The following is a 24,206-nucleotide window of genomic DNA, read 5'->3' on the forward strand; positions in this document are numbered from 1 at the left end:
ATGCCGAGCCTGAAGGACTTACGAAACCGTATCGCTTCCGTGAAAGCGACGCAGAAGATCACCAAGGCCATGCAGATGGTTGCGGCGGCGAAGCTGCGTCGTGCTCAGGAGGCTGCGGAGGCCGCACGGCCCTATGCTGAACGCATGGACGCGGTGCTCGCCAATCTCGCGGTTGCCTTTGAGGGCCGTGATGATGCCCCGGCGCTGATGTCCGGAACTGGCAGCGATCAGGTACATCTTCTGATCGTCGTCACCTCCGAACGTGGGCTCTGTGGTGGCTTCAACGTCAATATTGCCAAGCAGGCACGCCTGATGGCACGCCGCCTTCTGGCTGAAGGCAAGACGGTCAAGATCATTTGCGTTGGCAAGAAGGGCTATGATGTTCTTCGTCGCGAATTCGGCGGTCTGATCATCAAGACGGTCGATTTGCGTCACGTGAAGAACGTCGGCTTTGCCGATGCCCAGAAGGTCGGGCAGGACGTTTTGAAGATGTATGCAGACGGAGAGTTCGATGTCTGCACGCTCTTCTACTCGCAGTTCAAGTCGGTGATTTCTCAGGTTCCGACCGCACAGCAGTTGATCCCGGCCGATTTGTCGGTGGCAGACACTGCCGATGAGGCATCGGACAACACGGCTGTCTACGAATATGAGCCAGACGAAGCGGAGATCCTCAATGATCTTCTGCCGCGCAACATCTCCGTCCAGATCTTCCATGCGCTGCTGGAAAATGCTGCCAGCGAGCAGGGGGCCCGGATGTCCGCGATGGACAATGCGACGCGTAATGCCGGTGACATGATCGACAAACTGTCGGTCACCTACAATCGTCAGCGTCAGGCTCAGATCACGACGGAACTGATTGAAATTATTTCGGGCGCCGAGGCGCTTTGATTGGATCGAGATGAGGATTAGGGATTATGGCTGACAAGCAAGTCGGGCGGATTACCCAGGCCATCGGCGCCGTTGTCGACGTCAAGTTCGATGACAACCTGCCGCTGATCCTGAACGCACTGGAAACATCCAACAACGGCAACCGCCTGGCTTTGGAAGTTGCTCAGCACTTGGGTGAAAACACGGTTCGCACCATTGCCATGGACGGGACCGATGGTCTCGTTCGTGGTCAGGAAGTGACGGATACGGGCGCTCCGATCGCCGTGCCGGTTGGCGCAGGCACTTTGGGTCGCATCATGAACGTCATCGGTGAGCCGGTCGACGAAGCAGGTGAGATCCCGGCTGAAGACCGTCGTTCCATTCACCAAGGGAGCCCCGTCTTTCGTCGAACAGTCGACGGAAGCTGAAATTCTGGTCACCGGCATCAAGGTTGTCGATCTGCTGGCGCCTTACTCCAAGGGCGGCAAGATCGGCCTGTTCGGCGGTGCTGGCGTTGGCAAGACCGTGATCATCATGGAATTGATCAACAACATCGCCAAGGCGCATGGTGGCTATTCCGTGTTCGCTGGTGTTGGTGAGCGGACCCGTGAAGGCAACGATCTTTACTGGGAAATGATCGAATCCGGCGTGAACAAGGAAGGCGGCGGTGAAGGCTCCAAAGCCGCTTTGGTTTACGGCCAGATGAATGAACCCCCGGGAGCTCGTGCTCGCGTTGCACTGACCGGTTTGACCGTCGCAGAGCATTTTCGCGATCAGGGCCATGGACGTTCTGTTCTTCGTTGACAACATCTTTCGCTTTACGCAGGCGGGTTCGGAAGTGTCGGCGCTCTTGGGCCGTATTCCTTCTGCTGTGGGCTATCAGCCGACACTTGCCACCGACATGGGCGGCATGCAGGAGCGGATTACCACGACGACCAAGGGATCGATCACCTCGGTTCAGGCCGTTTACGTGCCTGCCGATGACTTGACCGATCCGGCACCGGCTTCGACCTTTGCTCACCTTGATGCAACGACGGTTCTGAACCGGTCGATCGCTGAAAAGGGCATCTATCCGGCCGTGGATCCGCTCGACTCAACGTCGCGCATTCTCGATCCGCGTGTCATTGGTGACGAGCATTACGAGACAGCCCGTGCCGTTCAGCAGACGTTGCAGCGCTATAAGTCCTTGCAGGACATCATTGCCATTCTCGGCATGGATGAACTGTCGGAAGAAGATAAGCTCACCGTGGCGCGTGCGCGTAAGATTGAACGCTTCCTGTCTCAGCCGTTCTTCGTGGCTGAAGTCTTCACCGGCGCTCCGGGCAAGCTCGTGTCTCTCGAAGACACGATCAAGGGCTTCAAGGGCCTCGTTGAAGGTCAGTATGATGACCTGCCGGAAGCGGCTTTCTACATGGTTGGATCCATGGACGAAGCTATCGAGAAAGCAGAACGTCTGGCCGCGGAAGCAGCCTGATTTGATTGACCGGGCACCTGTCGCGAGACAGGTGCCCGAGCTCTATGTCGCGCGGTCGCTCGGGAGTCTCCCGATGTCGCAGACAGCATTTGTTTAAGGGGCACGCCAGATGGCTGAGTCATTCCAGTTTGAGTTGGTCTCTCCGGAGCGCCTTCTCATGTCAGAGCAGGTCGCCGAAGTCATTGTGCCGGGCACAGAGGGCGAGTTTGGCGTTCTCAAGGGCCACAGCCCACTTCTTTCGACACTGCACCCCGGACTTCTCAAGGTACGTCGGAGCGAGGGCGGTGATCTGGACGAATATTTCGTTCGTGGCGGCTTTGCTGATGTGACGCCGGAAGGGCTGTCGGTTCTGGCCGAGCTGGCTATTCCGGTCGGAGAATTGAAAGCGGACGAGATCGCGCAGCAGATCAAGGACGCTGAAGAAGACGTTGCCGATGCCAAGGACGACGAAACGCTTCGTCGTGCTGTGGAAACGCTGCAGAAGCTTAAGGAATTGCAGGACGCGCTCAAGGCGGCTTGATAGGTCGGCGAGCCGACTGATGGATGAGATTTCTTTCAAGGCGCGCTCCGCATGGGGCGCGCTTTTTTTGTTGCTGCGTGACGCAGGCAACACAGACTTTAACGGGAGCGCGCACGAAAAAAACCCGGCAGAGCCGGGTTTTGAAAGGTGTTTGAACCTTAGTCTCATGCGCCAGGATCAGGCAGCAATGCGACGGAAAGAGGTATTCATGCCACCAGAGCGCGAACGACGACGTTCTTCCGGCGGGATGTAGACGATTGCATGATGGTCGTCACAGTAGGAGATACCGGATTCAACCCGGTTCTTGCAAGGGAAAACGTAGTTTCCCGAATCACCTTCGGCCCATTTGCAACAACCAGGGCGGGGCAGGCTCAAATCGTTCATCTTTTTATTCCTTCTTAGGTCAACAGCAAACGCAAACACTTTCGATCATCCAGCGCGTGGATCCGAAATGCACCTGCGTTATTTGGGGGTCTCTTGCGCCTGTCGTGGGTCAAAGGAGAGCGATCTCCAACGACAACCTCACAAGCACATGGATTAATTAAGCGATGTGTCATTAAAATGCAATACGTGGAATCGCTCTATCGATGCCGCAGCTTGCATAATGGGGATTTTAGTTAAAAGAAGCTCAGTCGGGTTGCTTGTTAAATGCTAATAAAGTGTTTGCAGGTGGAGCCGCATTTGGCAAAGCCTGTTCGACACAACTGATTAGATCTTGTGCCAGATCTTTCACGGGCACTGGAACTAGCCAAAGTGCCTGTCAAATGATTGGGCGTGCCGCAGTTTTGGGCAGGAGCGAGCGGCGAGACCTTGGGCAAGAGGCAACTCGCCCAAGGGGTGGATTTTGAATCTTTGCATCGGAGCAGTGGGTTATCAGCCTCTTTGCAAAGCAGGTCCAGCGCCCCGAACGTCCTCCCCCACATGGGCTTCAAAGGCCTCGAAATTCTTTCTGAACAGCTCCGCAAGCTGCGTGGCAGCGGCGTCATACCGCGCGCTATCTGCCCAGGTCCGGCGTGGGGTCAGGACATCGGATGCGATCCCGTCAACCGCTTCGGGGACCTGAAAGCCGAATGTCTCGTCCATGCGACAGACGGCGTGTGACAGGCTGCCGCGCAGAATGTCCGTCAATAATTTGCGTGTCACGCTCAGAGGAAAGCGACGGCCTTCGCCATAGGGTCCTCCAGTCCAACCAGTATTGAGTAACCAGACACTGGCGTTGCTTTGCGCAATGAACTTTTGCAACAGGTCACCGTAGACGCTGGGGTGTCGCGGCAGGAAGGGTGCGCCGAAGCAGGCGGAAAACGTTGCCTGTGGTTCTTTTACGCCGCGCTCGGTGCCAGCAACCTTGGCTGTGTATCCAGATAGAAAATGGTAGGCCGCCTGCGCCGGCGTCAGGCGAGCCAGCGGTGGCATGACTCCATAGGCATCCGCCGTCAGCAGGATAATCGTCTGCGGTGGTGGGGAAACGGCGCTGGTCGTGGCGTTGAGAATGAAGGTCAGCGGATAGCAGGCGCGGGTGTTTTCGGTCTTGCTGTCATCTTCGAAATCGGGCACGCCGCTGGCATCGACCACGACGTTTTCCAAAATCGTGCCGAAGCGTTGTGTGGTGGCGAAAATCTCCGGCTCGCTCTCTGGCGTCAGGTGAATGGTCTTGGCATAACAGCCACCTTCGAAGTTGAAGACGCCGTCCTCGCTCCATCCATGCTCATCATCACCAATCAGGATGCGCGTCGGGTCCGCGGAAAGTGTCGTTTTGCCAGTGCCGGAGAGACCGAAAAAGATGGCGGTATCGCCCTTGTCACTGGTGTTGGCTGAGCAGTGCATGGGCAATACGTTTTTGTCGGTCAGGAGAAAATTCAGCAGGGTGAAAACGGATTTCTTGATTTCACCAGCATAAGCGGTGCCGCCGATGAGAACGATCTTGCGGCTGAAATCACATGCGATCACAGTTTCACAGCGCGTGCCGTGGCGGGCCGGATCACATTGAAACGACGGAAGATCAATGATGTGAGCGTCGGCGACAAACTTTAGCAGTGCGTCCGGGGTGGGGCGCAGCAGCATGTTGCGGATGAACAAGGCCTGCCAGGCGCATTCTGTCTGCACACGCACAGAAAGCTGGTGTGCCGGGTGCGAACCGCCATAGAGGTCTTGAATGAACATGTCCTTGTCGCGCGCATGGGCTTGGAAGTCGGCCAGCAGAAGGTCGAATGCGGCGGGCGTCATGGCAGAGGTGTTCTCCCACCAGACTGTGCCGTCTGTCAGATCATCGCGAACAATGAATTTGTCCTTGGGGGAGCGGCCAGTGTGTTTGCCGGTTTCTGCGAGCAGCGCCCCGCCAGCTGTGAGTTTCGCTTCACGTCGCGCAAGTGCTTCTTCGTAAAGTCGTGGCGCTTGCAAATTGGAGTAACGTCCATCCACCTTGCCCAGGCTGCTCAGGATGTCGTTCGTTGCAAGTCGCTTAGTAACTTTACCATGGGCGCTCATCAGTCTACTCCTGAATATGTCCGATGATTTCAATGCTGCTTAAAGCGGTTTCGGACAGTAATGAGGGTAGGCTAGGGTCTATAAATATCAGGTTCAATAATAGAAGAAATTTCTCTTTGTTTTAATCGATTTACTTTCAGGTCAACTTTCTCTTCTGCTGTATAAACCTTTCGATTTCTTTCATTCGAAACTCGAACGCGCCTTAGGGCGTGGGTCTGGCGCCTCAGGCACGCCAGAAGGGTTTTGCGGCTTCGGCAAGTCGGTCGGCTTCGCTCATACCGATGTCCGCGAGTTGTTCGCTCGGCAGTCGGCGCAGGTCTCGCCGGGTCACGAAATTCCGATGCCAGTCGTGTATCAGGCTGCTCAAGAGAGGAAGAAGCATGGGAATTCTCCAAATCCTTTTATGTGAGTTTTTGTGTTTGAGTGTAAAATGGCATAATAAAAATCGTTAGGAAAACGACGTTTTCTCAAATTCAATGTGAGAAAAATGAACATGAAACGCGGCGTCTTGCCCTTGAATGCCCTGCGCGCCTTTGAATCGACCGCGCGTCTGGGGAAAATGACGCTGGCGGCGGATGAACTGGGTGTGACGCACAGCGCCGTCAGTCGCCAGATCAAGAGCCTGGAGGAGGTTCTGGGGACTGCGCTGTTCGAGGGAGCGCGCAATCAGTTGCAGCCAACGCGGGCTGCTGTGGAGCTTTTGCCAGACTTGACGCGCGCGTTTGATACTCTGGAAAAGGCCGTCTCCCGGGTTAACGCAGCGGAGCGGCGGGTGCTTGATGTACATTGCTATGGCACGTTTGCGATGCGGTGGCTGATCCCGCGCCTATATAATTTTCAGGATCTCTATCCCGAGATCGAGGTGCGATTGACCTCGGATCGCCGCTTTAGCGAAGCACATCGGTATGATGTGATGATCCGTGCAGTCAAGGATGCGCCGATTGAACCGAACGAGATCTGGTTCTGGGATGAAAAGGTCGGATTGGTGGTCAGCCCGTCGCTGCTGGACGGTCGGGGCGTGTCCGATTTCTCAGACCTTGCCACGCTGCCGCGGCTGCACACGAAGACGCGGCCAACTGGCTGGCAGGAATGGGCCGAAGCGTGTGGCCTCAGCCTGGGCATGGATGCAGAATCGCGCACCTTCGAACACTTCTATTTTTTGCTGGAGGGTGCCACGGCCGGATTGGGGCTGGCCATTGCACCGGATATTCTTGTTCGCGACGATCTGGCTGCCGGACGCCTTGTGGCCCCCTTCGGTTTCGTGCCCAGCAACCGTGCGTATACCATGATGATGCCAACTGCGCCGCAGCCCGATGCTGAAACATTTACACAATGGCTGCTCGATCGTATATCGCTTTAGGGGTGCTGCCGAAGGACAAAAGCATCATGATATCGCCGTGAAAACTGTTCACAGCTCTGAAATTAGGTCGTGGCTCTGGAACCTTTATGTGGCAATACCTATTTCATTCTATTGAAATGCCTTAATTTATGCGTATTTCCCGGCGCAATAAACAATGACACAATTGGATGTCAGCCATCGCAAGGCGACCAACAAGGAAACTGGACACAAGAGTATGCCGACAATCGCGCTCGTGGATGATGACAGAAACATTTTGACTTCCGTTTCGATTGCTTTGGAGTCTGAAGGTTACCGCGTACAAACCTACACGGAAGGCACATCAGCGCTCGACGGGTTGCAAAGCGATCCGCCCGATCTGGCGATCTTCGACATCAAGATGCCACGTATGGATGGCATGGAGCTGTTGCGTCGGCTGCGCCAGAGCACCGATTTGCCAGTGATCTTTTTGACGTCGAAGGATGATGAGATCGACGAGTTGTTTGGCTTGAAGATGGGTGCCGACGACTTTATCCGCAAACCGTTTTCGCAGCGTTTGCTGGTGGAGCGGGTCCGTGCGGTTCTGCGGCGCGCACAGCCCCGGGATCCGTCGACGGCACGCGACAGCTCCGACAAGCTGCTGGAGCGCGGTCAACTGGTTATGGATCAGGAGCGCCATACCTGTACATGGAGTGGCAAACCTGTCACGCTCACGGTGACCGAATTTCTGATCCTTTCGGCGTTGGCGCAGCGGCCTGGGGTCGTCAAAAGCCGTAATTCTCTCATGGATGCTGCCTATGACGATCAGGTTTATGTTGATGATCGCACCATCGACAGTCATATCAAGCGGCTGCGGAAGAAGTTCAAGATGGCCGATGACGAGTTCGACATGATCGAAACGCTTTATGGTGTTGGCTACCGCTTCAAAGAGGTCTGATCATTCGCTGAATGTCTGGTGAAAGTGGTAAATCAGAGCGTGAGCGCGCTGCGCAGGGCGTTCCCTCTGAACGGTCGCAACTTCGACGCCTGGGAAACAGGCGCGTGCGTCGCCGTATGTTCTATCACTTCGGTCGGCTGTTCAGCACTTATGTGCTGTCATCGCTGACGCGACGTATTATCGCGATCAATCTTGTCGGGTTGATCGCTTTGATGATGGGCAACCTCTATCTCAATCAATTTCGCGCCGGGCTGATTGACGCCAAGGTGCAAAGTCTGCTGACGCAAGGCGAGATCATCGCCGGTGCCATTGCGTCATCGGCCACCGTCGACACCGGCGCCATTACCGTTGATCCGGAAAAGCTTTTGAAGCTTCGGGCTGGTGAAAGCGTGTCGCCAAAAGACGATGATATGGACAGCCTCGATTTTCCGGTCAATCCGGAGCGGGTCGGGCCTATTCTGCGTCGTTTGATTTCTCCCACCAAGACACGGGCGCGGATCTATGATCCGGACGGCACGTTGATCCTTGATTCTCGGCACCTTTATTCGACCGCGCAAATTCTTCGGTTCGATCTGCCACCGCCTGCCAATGAAACAGAAAGTTGGCTGTCGCGGATCTGGCAGTCGATCAAGCTTTGGCTGCGGCGTGGCGACATGCCGCTTTATCAGGAGGCCGGCGGCGGCGACGGGCGGATTTATCCCGAGGTCAAGGCCGCATTGAACGGCTCTCCGGCCAGCATCGTGAGGGTCTCGGAGCGCGGCGAGCTGATTGTTTCCGTTGCGGTTCCCATTCAGCGTTTCAAGGCTGTTCTCGGGTCGTTGATGCTGTCCACGCAAGGGGGGGATATCGACAAGATTGTCAGTGCCGAGCGCATGGCTATCCTGCGTGTTTTCCTGGTGGCGGCTACGGTTACGATCCTCTTGTCCATCTTGCTGGCGGGCACCATCGCCGGTCCGGTGCGCCGTCTGGCTGCGGCCGCTGAACGGGTGCGGCGCGGCACCAGTTCCCGTCAGGAGATTCCGCAGTTTTCGGATCGGCAGGATGAAATCGGCAATCTGGCGCGGGCCTTCGCCGACATGACGAATGCGCTTTACAACAAGATCGATGCGATCGAGCAGTTTGCCGCCGATGTGGCGCATGAATTGAAAAATCCGCTGACATCGCTGCGCAGCGCCGTGGAGACCCTGCCGCTGGCCCGCAGTGAAGAATCGCGCCACCGCCTGCTGGAGGTGATCCAGCATGATGTGCGCCGTCTCGACCGGCTGATTTCGGATATTTCAGATGCTTCGCGTCTGGATGCGGAACTGGCGCGCATTCAGTCGGAAGCCATCGATATGCATGATTTGCTTGGCAACATTCGCGATAGCGTCAATGCGCGATGCGAAGAAGGTCAGCCGAATGTGGTGCTGAATGTTGCGGAAACCTCGGAAGACACCGGTTACCGCGTGCTGGGACACGATATTCGTCTCGGTCAGGTCATTACCAATCTACTCGATAACGCACGGTCGTTTTCGCCGCCAGACAGCAGTGTGCGGATTTCCCTGTCGCGTCAGAAGGACTGGATTGAGATCCTGGTGGACGATGAAGGTCCGGGCATTCGCGCAGAAGACACGGACCGGATTTTCGAACGCTTCTACACTGACCGCCCGGAAGGCGAGGGCTTCGGCAACAATTCGGGCCTTGGCCTTTCCATCTCGCGCCAGATCATCGAGGCGCACGGTGGGCGGATTACGGCATTCAACCGCACCAGCGAGACGCCGAGCGGTGAGGCGCAGATTGAGGGCGCCCGTTTCGTCATCCTGCTTCGGCCGGAGAAGAAATCGTGAGGCAGGTCTCTTGCCATGCAGGCTGCGTTTTGCTGGCCACGCGTGGCGTGCTCATTCGGGGGGCATCCGGGGCGGGGAAATCCATGCTTGCAGATGCGTTGGTTGAAGCGGCGCGCGCAAAAGGGCATCTCGGCTGTCATATCAGCGATGATCGCACGATTTTGACCCGGTCCGGTGATTTGTTGGTTGCAGAGGCCCCCAAGGCCCTTCACGGGCTTCTTGAAATCCGCGGTATCGGCATCGTAAAACCGGCTGCCGTCGAGACACAGGCCCCCGTCGACCTTGTCATTGATCTGGCGCATCCTGATGAAATACAACGACTTCCGGAGCCTGAGCTGGCCACCACAGAGATTGAAGGTGTCGCGCTTCCGCGCCTTTTGGCGGCGCAAACCGCAGTGCTTGCCACCATTGTGCAAACCAGATGGGTTCTTCGTGGGCTTTTCCCCAACAGCCCGGACTACATTTGATCGCGAACCTTCGATTTCGCTTGAAAGTCGCTCGGCAGTTGCCGACAGTGCAACATCAAGCTATGGCCAGATAATTGGCGCGCAACGGACATTCGGGTCACGAAACGTATGATCGGACTAGTACTTGTCACTCACGGACGCCTCGCTGAGGAGTTCAAATCTGCTTTGGAGCATGTCGTTGGACCGCAGGAGCAGGTCGAAACGATCTGCATCGGGCCTGACGATGACATGGAGCAGCGCCGACAGGACATCTTGTCTGCTGTCGAGACCGTCAATGACGGCAAGGGGGTTGTCCTTCTGACTGATATGTTTGGCGGAACCCCTTCCAACCTTGCCATCTCGGTGATGGACGGTAAGTTCGTCGAAGTGGTTGCAGGGGTGAACTTGCCCATGCTGATCAAGCTGGCCAGCGTCCGGGCAGATCGTGAATTGGCGGCAGCTGTTGACGAAGCACGTCAGGCAGGCCAGAAATACATCTCTGTTGCGAGCCAAGGTTCTGTCTGGACAGGGATAGGCAGACACTCTTTGACTGATACGAAACTTGTCAGGGATCTGACGATCGTCAATCAGCGCGGGTTACACGCGCGGGCCAGTGCCAAGCTGGTGAAACTGGTCGAAACCTTCAGGTCCGACGTGCGCGTGTCCAAGGACGGGCAAACGGTGGGGGGCACCTCTATCATGGGATTGATGATGCTGGCGGCAAGTCCCGGCTGCTGTATCAATATCGTGATAGAAGGGCCTGACGCCGACGTGGCCATGGCAGCTGTTGTTGATTTGGTCGAAGACGGTTTTGGCGAAAACGACTGACACTCTCTCTTCCTGCTTTCTCGACCATCACCTGACAAAGTTGCGCTGTTGTCCGCGTTGAACCGTGGCCAGCGATAATCGTTCTTTTTCTGTGCGGATCTTGCGATGAGGAAAGTGCAGTCTTATTGATATAAAGAATTCTTTATATCTGCATTGCTTTGACTCCTTTGTCGCGTTATAACTCGTTCGCAGATGACAAGAGACATGCGCCCGTCACGCGAGGATGGGCAGGGCAATTTGCAACACGGTCTGGCCATGCTGACCAGATCGTCAAAATCAGGATATTTTCATGGCTGACTACATCGTCAAGGATATCGGACTGGCCGGTTGGGGTCGTACCGAAATTGAAATCGCTGAACACGAGATGCCGGGTCTGATGGCCTGCCGCGCCGAGTTTGGTGAAAGCAAGCCGCTCAAGGGCGCGCGTATTGCTGGTTCGCTGCATATGACGATCCAGACTGCTGTGCTGATCGAGACGCTGGTTGAGCTTGGCGCTGAAGTCCGGTGGGCGTCGTGCAACATCTACTCCACCCAGGATCAGGCAGCTGCTGCAATCGCTGACGCTGGCATTCCAGTGTTCGCAACCAAGGGTGAGACCCTTGAAGAATATTGGACCTACGCTGACAAGATCTTTGATTTCGCCGATGGCGCGAACATGATTCTGGATGATGGTGGCGATGCAACGCTTTACATTCTCCTGGGCGCGCGCGTTGAAGCGGGTGAAACCGATCTGATTGAAAACCCTGAATCTGATGAAGAAACTTGCCTCTTCGCGCAGATCAAGAAACGCATGGCGGCAAATCCGGGCTGGTTCACCAAGCAGCGCGACCTGATTCAGGGTGTTTCCGAGGAAACAACCACGGGTGTTCTGCGTCTCTACGAAATGCAGAAGAAGGGGCAGCTTCCTTTCCCGGCCATCAACGTCAATGACAGCGTCACCAAGTCGAAGTTCGACAACCGTTATGGGTGTCGTGAATCCTTGGTAGACGGTATCCGTCGCGGCACCGATGTCATGATGTCCGGCAAGGTTGCGGTAGTTTGTGGTTACGGTGATGTTGGCAAGGGGTCGGCTCAGTCTCTTGCAGGCGCTGGTGCCCGCGTAATTGTGACCGAAATCGACCCGATCTGTGCGTTGCAGGCTTCGATGGATGGCTATGAAGTCAAGACCATCGAGCAGGCTCTCCCGGAGGGGGATATCTACGTCACGGCAACCGGCAACAAGGACATCATCACCTTCGACCACATGCGTGGCATGAAGGATATGGCGATTGTCTGTAACATCGGGCACTTTGACAATGAAATTCAGGTTGCTGCGTTGAAGAACACCAAGCTGCGTCCGGTCAAGGACCAGGTTGACATGTATGAGTTCCCGGACGGCAAGCGCATGATCCTTCTGTCGCAGGGCCGTCTGGTCAATCTCGGCAATGCAACGGGTCATCCGAGCTTCGTGATGTCGGCAAGCTTCACTAACCAGGTGCTGGCTCAGATCGAGCTCTTTACCAAGGGCGACGCTTATCAGAATGACGTCTATGTGTTGCCGAAGCACCTTGATGAAAAGGTGGCGCGTCTGCATCTGGAAAAATTGGGTGTAACCTTGACCGAACTGTCGGACAATCAGGCTGATTATCTGGGGATTAACAAGGCCGGTCCGTTCAAGTCCGAGCACTATAAATATTAAGAAATACGCGAACGGCCACTAGATATAGTGGCCGTTCCTCTCTCGACCATCGTAAAATGCATTAAGGTATTTTAACGTTTCAAGGCTTTTTATTAACTTTTTAGCAAGGGACTCTTCTTCGCAGATTCCAAAAAGGTTATGTTCTTCACGAATCAAACGGTCACCCAAGTGTTTTGATTCTGAACCGGGATTCCCGGGCAGGATGCGGCTTTAAGAGGATCATGACATGCCGGCAAGCGGCTCAAACGGCGCGCCAAACAGCGCGACGTTGCGAGGAAGGATTCGAGCGCAACTGACTTTGTCAGCCGCCAGCGCTCTGGCAATGCTTGTCGGAACCTCCTCAGCATGGGCTGAAGGATCTGTCACTTTGCCAACGTTTGGAGCGGAGGCTGGTTCCATGGTCTGGCTTGCAGCCTTTGGTGGCGTGTCGGTTTTTGCCGTGACCGCAGCCTGGGCCTATGCTCGCATCAAGCGCAGATCTTTTATGCAGCTTGCAACGCTCAAGCGCGATCGCAGCAATCTCAAGGTTGAAGTTGACCGTCTTGAAGCGATCCTCAACACGGATGGCCAGCGCGTCGTTGTGTGGTCAGGATCCGGTGCCGAGCCAAGCATCTGGGGTGTCTTGTCCGAAGAATCCGGTGTGCCGCGCTCTGAGGCACAGCTTCTGGCTTTTGGGTCCTGGCTGACCTCCAAAGGGGCCACGGATCTGGAGCGGTTCCTTGACCGGTTGTTCAACACCGGCGAAGCGTTCTCTCTGACTTTGAAGACCATTGCGGGAACCTATGTCGAGGCGACAGGCCGCACGACCGGCAGCGCCGTTGTGTTGTGTCTGCGTGATCTGACGGGCGAGCGCCAAGTGCAGGCTGAGTTGTCTGCTCGCAACGCGCGTATTTCCGGCGAACTGCATATTCTGCATTCTCTGCTCAATGCCATGCCTGCGCCTGCCTGGCAGCGTGATGCGGAAGGCGCCATGATCTGGGCCAACCGCGAGTATGCACGTGCTGTGGAAGCGGCTGATGCCACGTCTGCGGTGCGTGATGATATCTCTTTCCTCGATGCAGCCGCGAAGGATGCGATGACACGGGGTCGTGACGATGATGGCCGTTTCAGTGCGCGCATGCCGATTGTCGCTGCCGGCCAGCGCAAACTGTTTGAAGTCACAGACGTTGCGGCGAATATGGGGTCTGCCGGTCTTGCTGTCGACATCAGCGAGTTGGAGCAGGTCCGTAAGGAACTCCACCGTATGGAGGATTTTCACGGTCGCACATTGGATCAGCTTGCAACCGCGGTCGCCATTTTCGGCGGTGATCGCAAGCTCCAGTTTTACAATGCGGCCTTTCGGCAGCTTTGGGATCTCGATCCGCATTTTCTCGAAGGCCATCCCGAAGACGGGGAATTGCTGGATACGCTGCGCGCCGGTCGCAAACTGCCGGAACAGGCCGACTACCGCACGTGGCGCAAGAGAATGCTGGGCAACTATCAGTCTCTGGATGCCAGCGAGAACTGGTGGCATCTGCCGGACGGTCGCACCTTGCGTGTCATCGCCAATCCGCATCCTCAGGGCGGCGTGACCTATATCTACGAGAATGTCACCGAGCAGCTTGATCTGGAAAGCCGCTATAATGCGCTGGCAAGGGTTCAGGGAGAAACGCTCGACAATCTGTCGGAGGCCGTTGCGGTGTTCGGCTCGGATGGTCGTCTGCGCCTTTGGAACCCTGCGTTTAGTCTGATCTGGAACCTTGAGACCGATCAACTGGATGGATTACCGCACGTCAACAATGTGGTTGAAGCCTGCGTTGTGTCTGATGTGGAGCGGGAAAACTGGAAAGAACTGGCGGAAAAGGTCACTGGCTTTACCGAGAACCGGACACAGGCGGCTGCGCGCATGGAACGCACAGATGGCACTGTGCTGGATTATGCGACGGTCCCTCTGCCGGACGGCGGAACGCTGGTCACCTTCGTCAATGTGACCGACAGCGTGAATGTCGAGCGGGCGTTGACGGACAAGAATGCGGCGCTTCAGGAAGCTGATCAGCTCAAGAATGCCTTCATTCAGCATGTGTCGTATGAGCTGCGCTCGCCGCTGACAAACATCATTGGCTTTGCTCAACTGTTGTCGGATCCCAAGTTTGGCGACCTGTCGGACAAGCAGGGCGAATACGCCAATTACATTATGTCGTCGTCTCATGCGCTGCTGGCTATCATCAACGACATTCTCGATCTGGCGACGCTTGATGCGGGGATCATGGAGCTGGAAGTCGGTGAAGTCGATGTGGCCAACACCGTTGATGCCGCTGTCGAAGGTCTCAAGGATCGCCTGACCGAAGCACAGATCTTGCTGCGGACGCATGTGCCGGATGATATCGGCACCATGTTTGCCGATGAAAAACGCCTGCGGCAGGTTCTCTTCAACCTGATTTCCAATGCGGTACGTTATTCGGACGAAAACGGCACCATCGACGTGAGCTGCCATCGTCGTGATTCCGAGGTGATCTTTGTGGTCAAGGATCATGGCTGTGGCATCCCGGAAGACATTCTGGCACAGGTCTTCAACCGTTTTGTCGGGCATGGCGTGGGGGCCAAACGGCAAGGCGCAGGCTTGGGTCTGGCCATCGTCAAAAGTTTCGTCGAGCTGCATGGTGGACAGGTTGACATCGACTCCATAGAAGGGAAGGGAACGACAGTGACCTGCACCTTCCCGGCCAAGCCTGAAACAGGACGTCTGGCCGCCGAATAATTCAGTAGATGGCTTCATGAGCGGTGACGTTCTCCGACCGATCCAGATCGCAGATCGTGTCCTCTTTCTCGCCGATGAACAGGCGACCATTTCTTTCGCAGAAGACCTGAGCAGCAAGTCTGCGTCCCGGCGATCTTATCTGCCTGTCAGGCGATCTTGGGGCAGGCAAATCCACCCTGGCGAGAGCCTTGATCCGCACGCTGGCCGACCAGCCGGATCTGGAAGTGCCCAGCCCGACTTTCACACTGGTCCAGACCTATGATTTGCCGCGGTTTGCCGTGTCGCATCTTGATTTATACCGGCTCGAAGACCCGGAAGAAATCGAGGAATTGGGGTTGGAAGAGGCGCTGGAGACAGGTGTAGGGCTGGTCGAGTGGCCGGAAATGGCGCAAGACTTTCTTCCCGCTCGCCGTCTGTGGATCCACCTTGAAGAAGATCTTTCTGCTGAGGTAGGTGCCGCCGATCCTCGTAAGGCGTCCGTGTTGATCGAAGGTGACGGGTGGGGAAATCGCCTTGATCGCTCGCTGGAGATGCGCCAATTCCTTGATCTTGCGGGCTGGTCTGGTGCCCATCGACGGCATCTGAAGGACGATGCGTCGCTGCGAACCTATGAAAGGGTGCATCGGGACAATGGCGCGACGGCCGTCTTGATGAACGCGCCTGCCGTGGATACGCAAAGGTTTTCGGAAGCGGTTTGCGCGTATTTCGACAAGAGCCACCTGGCACGCGATCTGCGGCCGTTTGTGGCGATCGACCGGGAGTTGCGTCGGCAGGGCTTTCGTGCCCCCGAGATCCTGGCGCTTGATCTGGAGCAAGGCTTGTTGCTGCTGGAAGATCTGGGTCACGACGGAGTTCTGCAAGGTGACGGTCAGGTTGATCCTGCCCGCTATCAGGCGGCGGTGGCCGTTTTGGCGGAAATGCACGCCGGCGCCTGGCCGCATGTCGTTCCGGTCGACGAGACGCAATGTTTTGCGCTTCCGCGCTATGACCGGGATGTGCTCTTGGCTGAGGTGGATCTGTTTCTGGACTGGTATGTGCCGCATGTCACGGGCGAGGAGGCAACGTCGGTGTTGCGTCAGGAATTTGAGACCCTTTGGACAGCGGCACTCGCCTGTTGTGAGGGGCACCATGACGGCTGGGTCTTGCGCGATTTTCACTCGCCCAATATCTTGTGGCAAGCTGCCGCAACGGGCCCCGGTCGTATTGGTCTCATCGACTTTCAGGACACTCAGATCGGACCTGTGGCTTACGATCTGGCATCACTGACTTTTGATGCCCGCGTTGATGTGCCGGCAACCCTTGAGAAACGTCTCTTTGAAGATTATCTGGCCCTGAGACAAGCTCGCGATGCCGAGTTTGATCGTGAAACCTTCGAAATGACCTATGCTGTCATGGCGGCGCAACGCATCACCAAGATACTCGGGATCTTCGTCCGGTTGGCCCATCGGGATGGGAAGCCGGGTTACCTGGCGCATCTTGCGCGCATGAACCGGTATCTTGACCGCGCACTGGAACATCCGGGTCTTGCCGATCTCAAGGCCTGGTTTTCACGCAATCGGCCATAATGGCATATTTGTTTTCGACCTGATTGAGTAATCGGAAAAGTAATGAGCACCGAGAAATTTCGCCCGTCCCACGCCATGATCCTCGCGGCAGGCCGCGGCAAGAGAATGCGCCCCTTGACGGCGATGACCCCCAAGGCCCTGATCGAAGTGAACGGTAAGGCTTTGCTTGACTATGGCATGGAGCGTCTGGCGGCTGCTGGCGTGAAAACCTGCGTCGTCAACGTCCATTATCTCGCCGATCTTGTGGAGGTTCATGTCTTGCGCCGCACGGACATTGAGGTGAAGATTTCGGACGAACGGGCCAAGCTTCTGGACACCGGCGGCGGCATTCGCAAAGCCTTGCCGCTTCTGGGGGACGAGCCTTTCTTCCAGTTGAACGCCGATACCTCTTGCTGGGTGGAGGGCGTCAAGCCTAACCTCGAGCACATGATTGATGCTTGGGATGGTGATCGCATGGATGCGCTGTTGCTGATGGCGGAAACGGTCTATGCCGTGGGCTATCACGAGAAGGGAGATTTTCTGATGTCCAAGGAAGGTGTGTTGACGCGCCGCCCTGAACGCGGTGTCTCTCCCTATGCCTATGCAGGGGCCGCCTTGTTGCATCCGCGTCTTTTCGATGGCACCCCTGAGGGAGCCTTCTCGATGAATACGCTGTTTGACAAGGCCATGGAAAACGACCGTCTGTACGGTGTCCAGATGGAGGGCTTGTGGTTGCACGTTGGAACGCCTGAGGCCATTGACGAAGCTGAGCACGCCGTGCGCGAAAGTGCTGCCTGATATGCCGGAGGGGAGGGGCAGCGAAAGGATCTTCACCATTCCGTCGTCGGTTTCATTTCTCGAAACGCTGGCGGAAACCCTTGTTGAAGGCACGCTTGTTCCGGGGTTTAGGCCTCTCGACAGCCCGCTGTTGCTCTCTCAGGTTACGCTTTATCTGCCAACGCGCCGCGCTGCCCGCCTTCTGCCTGATATTTTCCTGAAGCTTTTTGACGGCAAACCGGTGCTGTTGCCCGCGATCCGTCCCATCGGCGATGTCGACGAAGAGACGCTGCAGTTGCGCGGGGGTGATGATCTGGAGGCGTTGCCTCCCGAAATGCCGCTGTTGACGCGCCATCTGGCCATGACCCGGTTGGTGATGAGCTGGAAGGGTGCGCTTCGGCGTGAGGTGCTGGATTTGCGCCTTGATGAGCCGTTGGGCGTGCCCGCCTCGTCTGCTGATGCCGCATGGCTTGCGGCTGACTTGCTGACGCTGATGGATGAGATTGAAACTGACGAGGCCGATTGGTCGGCAGTTGGCGGGCTGGTGCCGGAGGATCACGCGCGTTACTGGCAAATTACGCTGGATTTCCTAAAGATCGTGCAGCAGGCTTGGCCAGCTTTTCTGGCTGAGCAACACCGCATGGACCCAAAGGCGCGCCGCTCTGCTCTTATTCGTCGCGAGGCCGAGCGTCTGGCCGCACTCCCTGTTCGTGGACCGGTGATTGTTGCGGGTGTCACCGGGTCCGTTCCTGCCACGGCGGAAGTACTGAAGACGGTCGCCCGTTTGCCGCAGGGCGTCATCGTGTTGCCGGGCCTTGATCAACATATGGACCAGGCGTCATGGGAGGCGCTGGGCACCCGTCAACTGCACATGCAAGATCGCAAGGTGCAGAGTGTTCCGGGCCATGCGCAATACAGCTTGAAGCAACTCCTGCATACGCTGGATGTTGAACGGTCGCAGGTGATCCCCTTGCGTTCTGCGGCCACTACGGCGCTTAAGGACCGTGAGCAGTTGGTTTCCGAGGCCATGCGTCCGGCGGAGACATCAGATGGATGGGTCGGCTTTCTCAAGACCTTCGCCGAGGAGCGTCGTCGGGTCGCGTTGGCGGATGTGGGTGTCATCACGGCCACGAACGAGGGCGAAGAGGCACTTGCCGTCGCCATTGCCCTACGGGAAGCGCTGGCCAATGGTGAAAGTGTCGCGTTGGTGTCGCCAGACCGCCTTCTGGCGCGGCGGGTGGCCAATGAACTGGCGCGTTGGAAAATTCAGGTCGACGACAGTGCTGGGCGTCCTCTCGACCAGACACCTCCTGCCATTGTGGCGTTGCTCAGTGCGCGGGTAGCGTTAAGGGGCGCGGATCCAGTCGATCTGCTCTCGCTGCTCAAACATCCGCTGACGCGGCTGGGGTGGACGGTGCGCGATATTCGTTCAGCCGCCCGCTCGTTGGAGCGTGGTGTGCTGCGCGGTCCGCGGGCTCTGCCGGGCACGGCGGGTCTGCGCATGGCGGTCAAGGCCAGTCGCAAGGCCGCAGAAGAGGGACGTACACCACCGCGTTGGAAAAAACTGCGCGATGCAGACTGGGATGCCGTTGCGGAGTTGGTGGAGCGTCTGGCGCGCGCACTGGCACCGCTTGAGGCGCTGGCCGAGCAGAGCGAGCCTGTCCCCGTTGAGCAATTGGCACGGGCGCAGGCCGACGTTCTGCATGTGCTTGGAAGTGACGAGATCGGGTCGGACGCAGAGTTGTACTCTGGCGAAACCGGGGATGCGCTGGCCTTGCTGCTCTCCGGCCTGATGGAGGGGGAGACAGTGGTCTGACGCTGAAGCCGTCTGAATGGCCGGCAGTCTTTGCAGCCTTCATGTCCGGATCGTCGGTGCGCTCAAAACTGCCGGCCGATCATCGTATTCAGATCCTCGGTCCGATGGAAGCACGGCTTCAGTCCCCAGACGTAATGATTCTTGGCGGCTTGAACGAGGGCGTGTGGCCACCGCGCACCCGCAATGACCCCTGGTTGAACCGCCCCATGAAACGAGACCTTGGCTTGGAACCACCCGAGCGGCGCATCGGGGCGGGGGCGCATGATTTTGCACAAGGGCTTGGGGCAAAACGTGTGCTTCTGACAAGGGCCGCCCGGGCGGGTGGCGCGCCGTCGGTGGCCTCGCGCTGGTTGCAGCGGTTGCAGACGCTGGCGGGAAAGACTGTGGCTGCCGAGATGGAAGCGCGCGGTCAGCGCTTTGTGCAATTGGCGGCCTGCCTCGATCAGCCTGACGGTCCTGTCCGTTCCATTGATCGGCCCATGCCGGTTCCTGCAATGGCAGCACGTCCCAAGAGTTTGTCTGTGACGGAAATCGAGCGTCTTGTCCGCGATCCCTATGAGATCTATGCCCGTCATGTGCTTGATCTGTCGCCGGTTGATCCCATTGGTGGAGAGCCGGATCTGGCAGAGAAGGGCACCATCATTCACGATGCTCTGGCAGAGTTCCTGAGCACCTGGACCGGCCCCTTTGATGATACTGCCGTGGCAAGTCTGGTTGAGGTTGGAGAGGATTACTTTGCCTCCCTTGATGCCTTCCCTGCCATCCGTGCTTTGTGGTGGCCACGTTTTCTGCGCATCGCCCAGGGCTTTGTGGCGTTTGAAGCGCGTCGGGCTCCTCGGGTTGACCGGCGGTTTCTGGAAGTTGCAGGCGGCGTTGAAATGACATTGCCGGGTGTTGAATTCCGGTTGCGCGGTCGGGCCGATCGCATCGACCTGATGACGGACGGAACGATCTCTGTCGTTGATTACAAGACCGGACAGGTCCCCTCTGGCAAACAGGTTCAAACTCTGTTGGCCCCTCAATTGCCCTTGGAAGCCGCCATGATCCAACGTCTTGGTTTCAAGGACGTCCCCGGCTCTCATCCGATTTCCGAATATCTGTATTTGCAACTCAAAGGGGGGCAGACCCCGTCATCGAAGCGCCTCGCAATCCCAAGGATGTGGATTTGAGCGATCTGGCCGATGATGCATGGACGCAGCTTGAAAAACTGGTGGCGCATTACGCTTTGCCTCACACGGGCTATCTGTCGCGGTCGCGCGTGATGATGGAAAACAGCCGTGATGGTGATTTTGACCATCTGGCCCGTGTGCAGGAGTGGTCTGTCGGTGGCGAGGGAGACGACGAATGAGTGCTGGTGCGCCACAAATTCCCGCTCTGACATTGGAGCGTCAGGATCGAGCGTCGCAGCCGCAGGCCTCGGCGCTGGGTGAGTGCCAATGCGGGGTCGGGCAAGACTTTCGTGCTGTCGCGCCGTGTGGTCCGCCTGCTTCTGGACGGGGTGGATCCAGCCCGCATCCTCTGCCTGACCTTTACCAAGGCGGCGGCGGCAGAAATGGCCAGCCGCGTCTTCCGCATTCTTGGCGACTGGGTCACCATGGATGATGAGCAGTTGCTAGCGGAGCTGGCGTCCATTGATGGTCAGCCACCTTCGGCCGCGCGTCAGGCTTTGTCGCGGCGGTTGTTTGCGCGGGCGCTGGAAACGCCGGGTGGTCTGAAGATCCAGACCATCCATGGCTTTTGTGAAGCCCTTCTGCATCAGTTTCCGCTGGAAGCCAATGTTGCCGGGCACTTCACCGTTCTGGATGACCGGCTGGCGGCAGAGCTTATGGCAGACGCCCGCGCCCATGTGTTGCAACACGCCGAAGTGAATCCGAAAAGCGACTATGGCGTTGCGGTATCGTCATTGATCAATCTGATGCCGGATGCGACGGCGGAAAAGGCGCTGGATGAGGTGATTGCGCGCCGTGACGCCATGGCGCGCTGGCTGGACGAGGCCGGCGGGCTGTCTCAGGCGCTCAAGGCGTTGGCCGATGATCTGGGTGTTGCACCGGGAGAAACGGTTACCACGCTCGATGCTCGCGTCTTCAGTGAGTGTTCGGTCGATCTCAATGCGGCCCTGTCCTACAAGGAAGCCTATGACACCGGCACCAAGACGGATCAGGAGCGGGGCAACAAGCTCGTCGAGGCGGTGCGCAGCGGTGACCCTCTGGTCTTTCGGCAAATGTGGCTGGATATTTTCCTGACCGCAAAGCTGGAGCCGCGCAAGTCGCTGGCGACCAAGAGTGTGACCCAGACCTTTCCCGCCATGATGGCTGTCATGCAGGATGAGCAGCAGCGCATTCTTGATCTGCTGGACCAGCGCAAGGCTCTCGTCACGCTGGAAGGGACTGCGGCTTTGCTGCGGTTGGCGGACGGGATTTTGACGCATTATGAAAAGGCGAAGCGCACGGTCGGTCTCCTCGATTATGAAGATCTGATTGTGCGCACCGCCAAGCTCTTGTCCCGTTCGGAAAGCGCCAAGTGGGTGCAGTACAAGCTCGATCAGGGTCTGGACCACATTCTGGTCGATGAAGCGCAGGACACCAGCCCGCGGCAGTGGGAGGTCATTCAGGCCTTGGCCGAGGAGTTCTTTGCCGGGAACGGTGCACGCGAAGAGGTGCGCACTATTTTTGCGGTGGGCGATGAAAAGCAGTCAATCTATTCGTTCCAAGGAGCTGTACCGGCCTATTTCGACCAGATGCGCCGCAGCTTTGCGCGGCAATCCGAGCAGGCCGGTCGCCTGTTTCATTCCATTGATTTGCAGCTGTCTTTCCGTTCAACACCGGATGTACTCGGGGCTGTTGATACGGTGTTTCAGCGTCCCGACGTTCATAAGGGCTTGTCGCAGGAGGTGCGCGCGCCGGTCCATGAAGCCATCCGCAAGGATCCCGGTGTTGTCGACATCTGGCCGCTTGAAAAGCACGATGTGGTCGAAGACGACGCGGATTGGCTGGCCCCGTTGGACCGTGTTGGCAACAACTCTCCGCGCCTGAAACTGGCGCGGCGTATCGCACGGACCATTCGAAGCTGGATTGATCAGGGCAGGGCAAAGCCCGGCGAAATCATGATCCTCGTGCGCAAGCGCGATGCTTTTATTGATACGCTGAACCGCGAAATGAAGACGCTGGCCATTCCTGCCGCGGGAAGCGACCGGTTGGTCCTGACGGATCACATCGCGGTCAAGGATCTGGTGGCGCTGGGCCGGTTCATGTTGCTGCCTGAAGATGATCTGTCGCTGGCGAGTATCCTCAAGAGCCCCTTGATGGGGCTTGAGGATGACGACCTGATGGAAATTGCCCGTGAGGGCGCGGACCATCGGCGACGTGCCGGAACGCTGTGGCAGGCGTTGGTGAAGATGGCTGAAGCGTCCGGTAAATGGCAGCGCGTACGCGAGCGTCTGGAAGGCTGGCGTGATCGTGCCGACTTCATGCCGCCGTATGAATTCTATGCCCGCCTGATGACGGTGGACGGCGGCCGGCGCGCTTTCCGCGGCCGGTTGGGCGTTGAGGTAGATGATGTTCTGGACGAATTTCTCGATCTGGCCATGTCCTATGAGCAGACCGATGTGCCCGGGCTTGAGGGTTTCCTTCAATGGATTGACAGTGCTCCGACGGAGATCAAGCGCGAATTGACCAACTCGCGCGGGATGGTGCGTGTCATGACAGTGCATGGATCAAAGGGGCTGGAGGCAAAGATTGTCTTCCTGATTGATCCGGGCGGAAAGCCGGTGAATGCGCACCATGATCCGGCCTTTGTGGCGCGACCACGTGGGGCTGACATTACTGCGCCTCCTGCTCTGGTCTGGTTGCCGACCAAGGCAGACCGGATGGAATGGCATACAGACGCCATTGAAACCTTGCACGAGGGACAGGAAGAAGAATATCGGCGCCTGCTTTATGTGGCGCTGACGCGAGCGGAAGATCGTCTTGTTGTCTGTGGTTGGGAGCCTAAAAGCGGTGCCCATGAGCGCTGTTGGTTCAATCTGGTTCATGATGCACTGGTGCCGGAGGCGCAGGAGTTTCGCAATGCGGCTGATGAAATCATCGGCTGGCGTTGGCAGCACAAGCGCGCCGAGCCGACCGCCTTTGAAGAACCGCCTGTTGAGGTGCGGGCAGAAGGGGGCGTCGCGTCGCCTTCAGGCATGGAGTCTGGCGAGGCCGTCGCACTGCCTGAGTGGATGACGAGTCGGGTGCCTGCCTTGAAACGCAAGGTGCGCCTGCGTCCCTCGCGTGTGTTTGAGGAAATGGAAGCCAAGGACAGTGTCGTTCCGGTGCCCGGACATGCGCGGCTGGAGGCTCACTGCCAGCCACAGGCATGGCCGTTGGTGCGTGGCAACCTCATGCACAGGCTTTTGGAATTGTTGCCGGAGGTGCCTGTTGCCGACCGTGATACGGCAGCGCGACGTTATGTCGAGCGCATGTTGCCGACAGAATTTGCGCAATCTGCCGACGAGGTTCTGGCTGATGTGGCGGCTATTGTGAGCGGGCTTGAGTTCGCCCCCTTGTTTGAGGAGACTGCGCGCGCAGAAGTTCCCATCGCTGGCACCTTGCGCATGGCGGAGGGGACTGAAGTGTCCGTCTCGGGTCAGATTGACCGACTGATTGTTGATGCAGATCGCATTCTGATTGTCGATTACAAGACCAATGCGGTGCCGCCCGTTCACACGCGGGATATTCCGCAAGAGTATCTGGCGCAGCTCTGTGTCTACCGTCGCATGTTGCAGGAGATTTACCCCGGACAACCCGTGCATGCGGCGCTTTTATGGACTGCAATACCGTCTTTGATGCAGGTTCCTGACGCACTTCTGGAAGAAACGTTCAAGGAGCTGCGACCAGAGGGCGCGCTTGCTTGACGTTGGCCGTCCGGCTTCCTACTTTCTGGTCAACAGGCGCGAACA

18 protein-coding genes and 2 pseudogenes are annotated in these 24,206 nt (G+C 57.4%); 17 read left to right on the forward strand and 3 right to left on the reverse strand.

Annotated elements, in window-relative coordinates:
- The 3 genes and pseudogenes from AC0L7U_RS12785 (at position 1) to AC0L7U_RS12795 (ending at position 2,861) form a co-directional block, all read left to right on the forward strand.
- Entirely contained in the window at positions 1-888 is an 888-nt protein-coding gene (locus AC0L7U_RS12785) for a F0F1 ATP synthase subunit gamma (RefSeq protein ID WP_473691179.1), read from the forward strand.
- A 26-nt stretch (positions 889-914) separates the two neighbouring features.
- A pseudogene (gene atpD, locus AC0L7U_RS12790) lies at positions 915-2,341 on the forward strand (F0F1 ATP synthase subunit beta).
- Positions 2,342-2,450: 109 nt separating this feature from the next.
- Positions 2,451-2,861 (forward strand): F0F1 ATP synthase subunit epsilon, encoded by a 411-nt coding sequence (locus AC0L7U_RS12795; protein WP_473691181.1) that lies wholly within the window; start codon positions 2,451-2,453, stop codon positions 2,859-2,861.
- Positions 2,862-3,038: 177 nt separating this feature from the next.
- Here AC0L7U_RS12795 and AC0L7U_RS12800 read toward each other — a convergent pair whose 3' ends face one another.
- From AC0L7U_RS12800 to AC0L7U_RS12810, 3 genes are all read right to left on the reverse strand, one after another.
- Positions 3,039-3,245 carry a hypothetical protein gene (locus tag AC0L7U_RS12800; protein ID WP_473691183.1) on the reverse strand — a complete coding sequence of 69 codons (207 nt, stop codon included), beginning with the start codon at positions 3,243-3,245 and terminating at the stop codon, positions 3,039-3,041.
- A gap of 489 nt (positions 3,246-3,734) precedes the next feature.
- Positions 3,735-5,345 carry a phosphoenolpyruvate carboxykinase gene (locus AC0L7U_RS12805; RefSeq protein WP_473691184.1) on the reverse strand — a complete coding sequence of 537 codons (1,611 nt, stop codon included), beginning with the start codon at positions 5,343-5,345 and terminating at the stop codon, positions 3,735-3,737.
- Between the two features lie 223 nt (positions 5,346-5,568).
- Positions 5,569-5,727, reverse strand: coding sequence for a DUF1127 domain-containing protein (locus tag AC0L7U_RS12810; RefSeq protein ID WP_473691186.1), 159 nt, complete (start codon positions 5,725-5,727; stop codon positions 5,569-5,571).
- A 111-nt stretch (positions 5,728-5,838) separates the two neighbouring features.
- On the opposite strand from AC0L7U_RS12810, the gene AC0L7U_RS12815 reads away from it, so the two are divergent.
- From AC0L7U_RS12815 to addA, 14 genes and pseudogenes are all read left to right on the forward strand, one after another.
- On the forward strand, positions 5,839-6,705 hold the full coding sequence (locus tag AC0L7U_RS12815; protein WP_473691188.1) for a LysR substrate-binding domain-containing protein: 867 nt from the start codon (positions 5,839-5,841) through the stop codon (positions 6,703-6,705).
- Positions 6,706-6,919: 214 nt separating this feature from the next.
- Positions 6,920-7,618, forward strand: coding sequence for a response regulator transcription factor (locus tag AC0L7U_RS12820; RefSeq protein ID WP_473695812.1), 699 nt, complete (start codon positions 6,920-6,922; stop codon positions 7,616-7,618).
- A gap of 11 nt (positions 7,619-7,629) precedes the next feature.
- Positions 7,630-9,444 carry a stimulus-sensing domain-containing protein gene (locus AC0L7U_RS12825; protein ID WP_473691190.1) on the forward strand — a complete coding sequence of 605 codons (1,815 nt, stop codon included), beginning with the start codon at positions 7,630-7,632 and terminating at the stop codon, positions 9,442-9,444.
- Complete coding sequence (locus AC0L7U_RS12830) at positions 9,441-9,911, forward strand: HPr kinase/phosphorylase (RefSeq protein WP_473691192.1); 471 nt, start codon at positions 9,441-9,443, stop codon at positions 9,909-9,911. The genes AC0L7U_RS12825 and AC0L7U_RS12830 overlap by 4 nt, the downstream gene beginning before the upstream one ends.
- Before the next feature lie 108 nt (positions 9,912-10,019).
- Positions 10,020-10,425 (forward strand): annotated as a pseudogene (locus tag AC0L7U_RS12835) (PTS sugar transporter subunit IIA).
- A gap of 11 nt (positions 10,426-10,436) precedes the next feature.
- The gene (locus AC0L7U_RS12840; protein WP_473691194.1) at positions 10,437-10,718 is read left to right on the forward strand and encodes an HPr family phosphocarrier protein; all 282 of its coding nucleotides are present in this window, start codon (positions 10,437-10,439) and stop codon (positions 10,716-10,718) included.
- A 289-nt stretch (positions 10,719-11,007) separates the two neighbouring features.
- Positions 11,008-12,396, forward strand: a complete 1,389-nt coding sequence (gene ahcY / locus AC0L7U_RS12845) for an adenosylhomocysteinase (protein ID WP_473691196.1) — start codon at positions 11,008-11,010, stop codon at positions 12,394-12,396.
- A 397-nt stretch (positions 12,397-12,793) separates the two neighbouring features.
- A complete protein-coding gene (locus AC0L7U_RS12850; RefSeq protein ID WP_473691198.1) occupies positions 12,794-15,133 on the forward strand; it encodes a sensor histidine kinase in 2,340 nt (779 codons plus the stop codon).
- A gap of 176 nt (positions 15,134-15,309) precedes the next feature.
- Positions 15,310-16,698 (forward strand): tRNA (adenosine(37)-N6)-threonylcarbamoyltransferase complex ATPase subunit type 1 TsaE, encoded by a 1,389-nt coding sequence (gene tsaE / locus AC0L7U_RS12855; RefSeq protein ID WP_473695814.1) that lies wholly within the window; start codon positions 15,310-15,312, stop codon positions 16,696-16,698.
- Between the two features lie 42 nt (positions 16,699-16,740).
- On the forward strand, positions 16,741-17,475 hold the full coding sequence (locus AC0L7U_RS12860; RefSeq protein ID WP_473691200.1) for a nucleotidyltransferase family protein: 735 nt from the start codon (positions 16,741-16,743) through the stop codon (positions 17,473-17,475).
- On the forward strand, positions 17,435-19,270 hold the full coding sequence (gene addB / locus AC0L7U_RS12865; RefSeq protein WP_473691201.1) for a double-strand break repair protein AddB: 1,836 nt from the start codon (positions 17,435-17,437) through the stop codon (positions 19,268-19,270). The genes AC0L7U_RS12860 and addB overlap by 41 nt, the downstream gene beginning before the upstream one ends.
- Before the next feature lie 41 nt (positions 19,271-19,311).
- Positions 19,312-20,439 carry a PD-(D/E)XK nuclease family protein gene (locus tag AC0L7U_RS12870; protein WP_473691203.1) on the forward strand — a complete coding sequence of 376 codons (1,128 nt, stop codon included), beginning with the start codon at positions 19,312-19,314 and terminating at the stop codon, positions 20,437-20,439.
- Positions 20,436-20,618, forward strand: a complete 183-nt coding sequence (locus tag AC0L7U_RS12875) for a hypothetical protein (protein ID WP_473691205.1) — start codon at positions 20,436-20,438, stop codon at positions 20,616-20,618. The genes AC0L7U_RS12870 and AC0L7U_RS12875 overlap by 4 nt, the downstream gene beginning before the upstream one ends.
- Before the next feature lie 78 nt (positions 20,619-20,696).
- Positions 20,697-24,161 carry a double-strand break repair helicase AddA gene (gene addA / locus AC0L7U_RS12880; protein WP_473691207.1) on the forward strand — a complete coding sequence of 1,155 codons (3,465 nt, stop codon included), beginning with the start codon at positions 20,697-20,699 and terminating at the stop codon, positions 24,159-24,161.
- Positions 24,162-24,206: the final 45 nt, after the last annotated feature.

The organism is Roseibium sp. 10G30-5 (genome assembly GCF_055809635.1).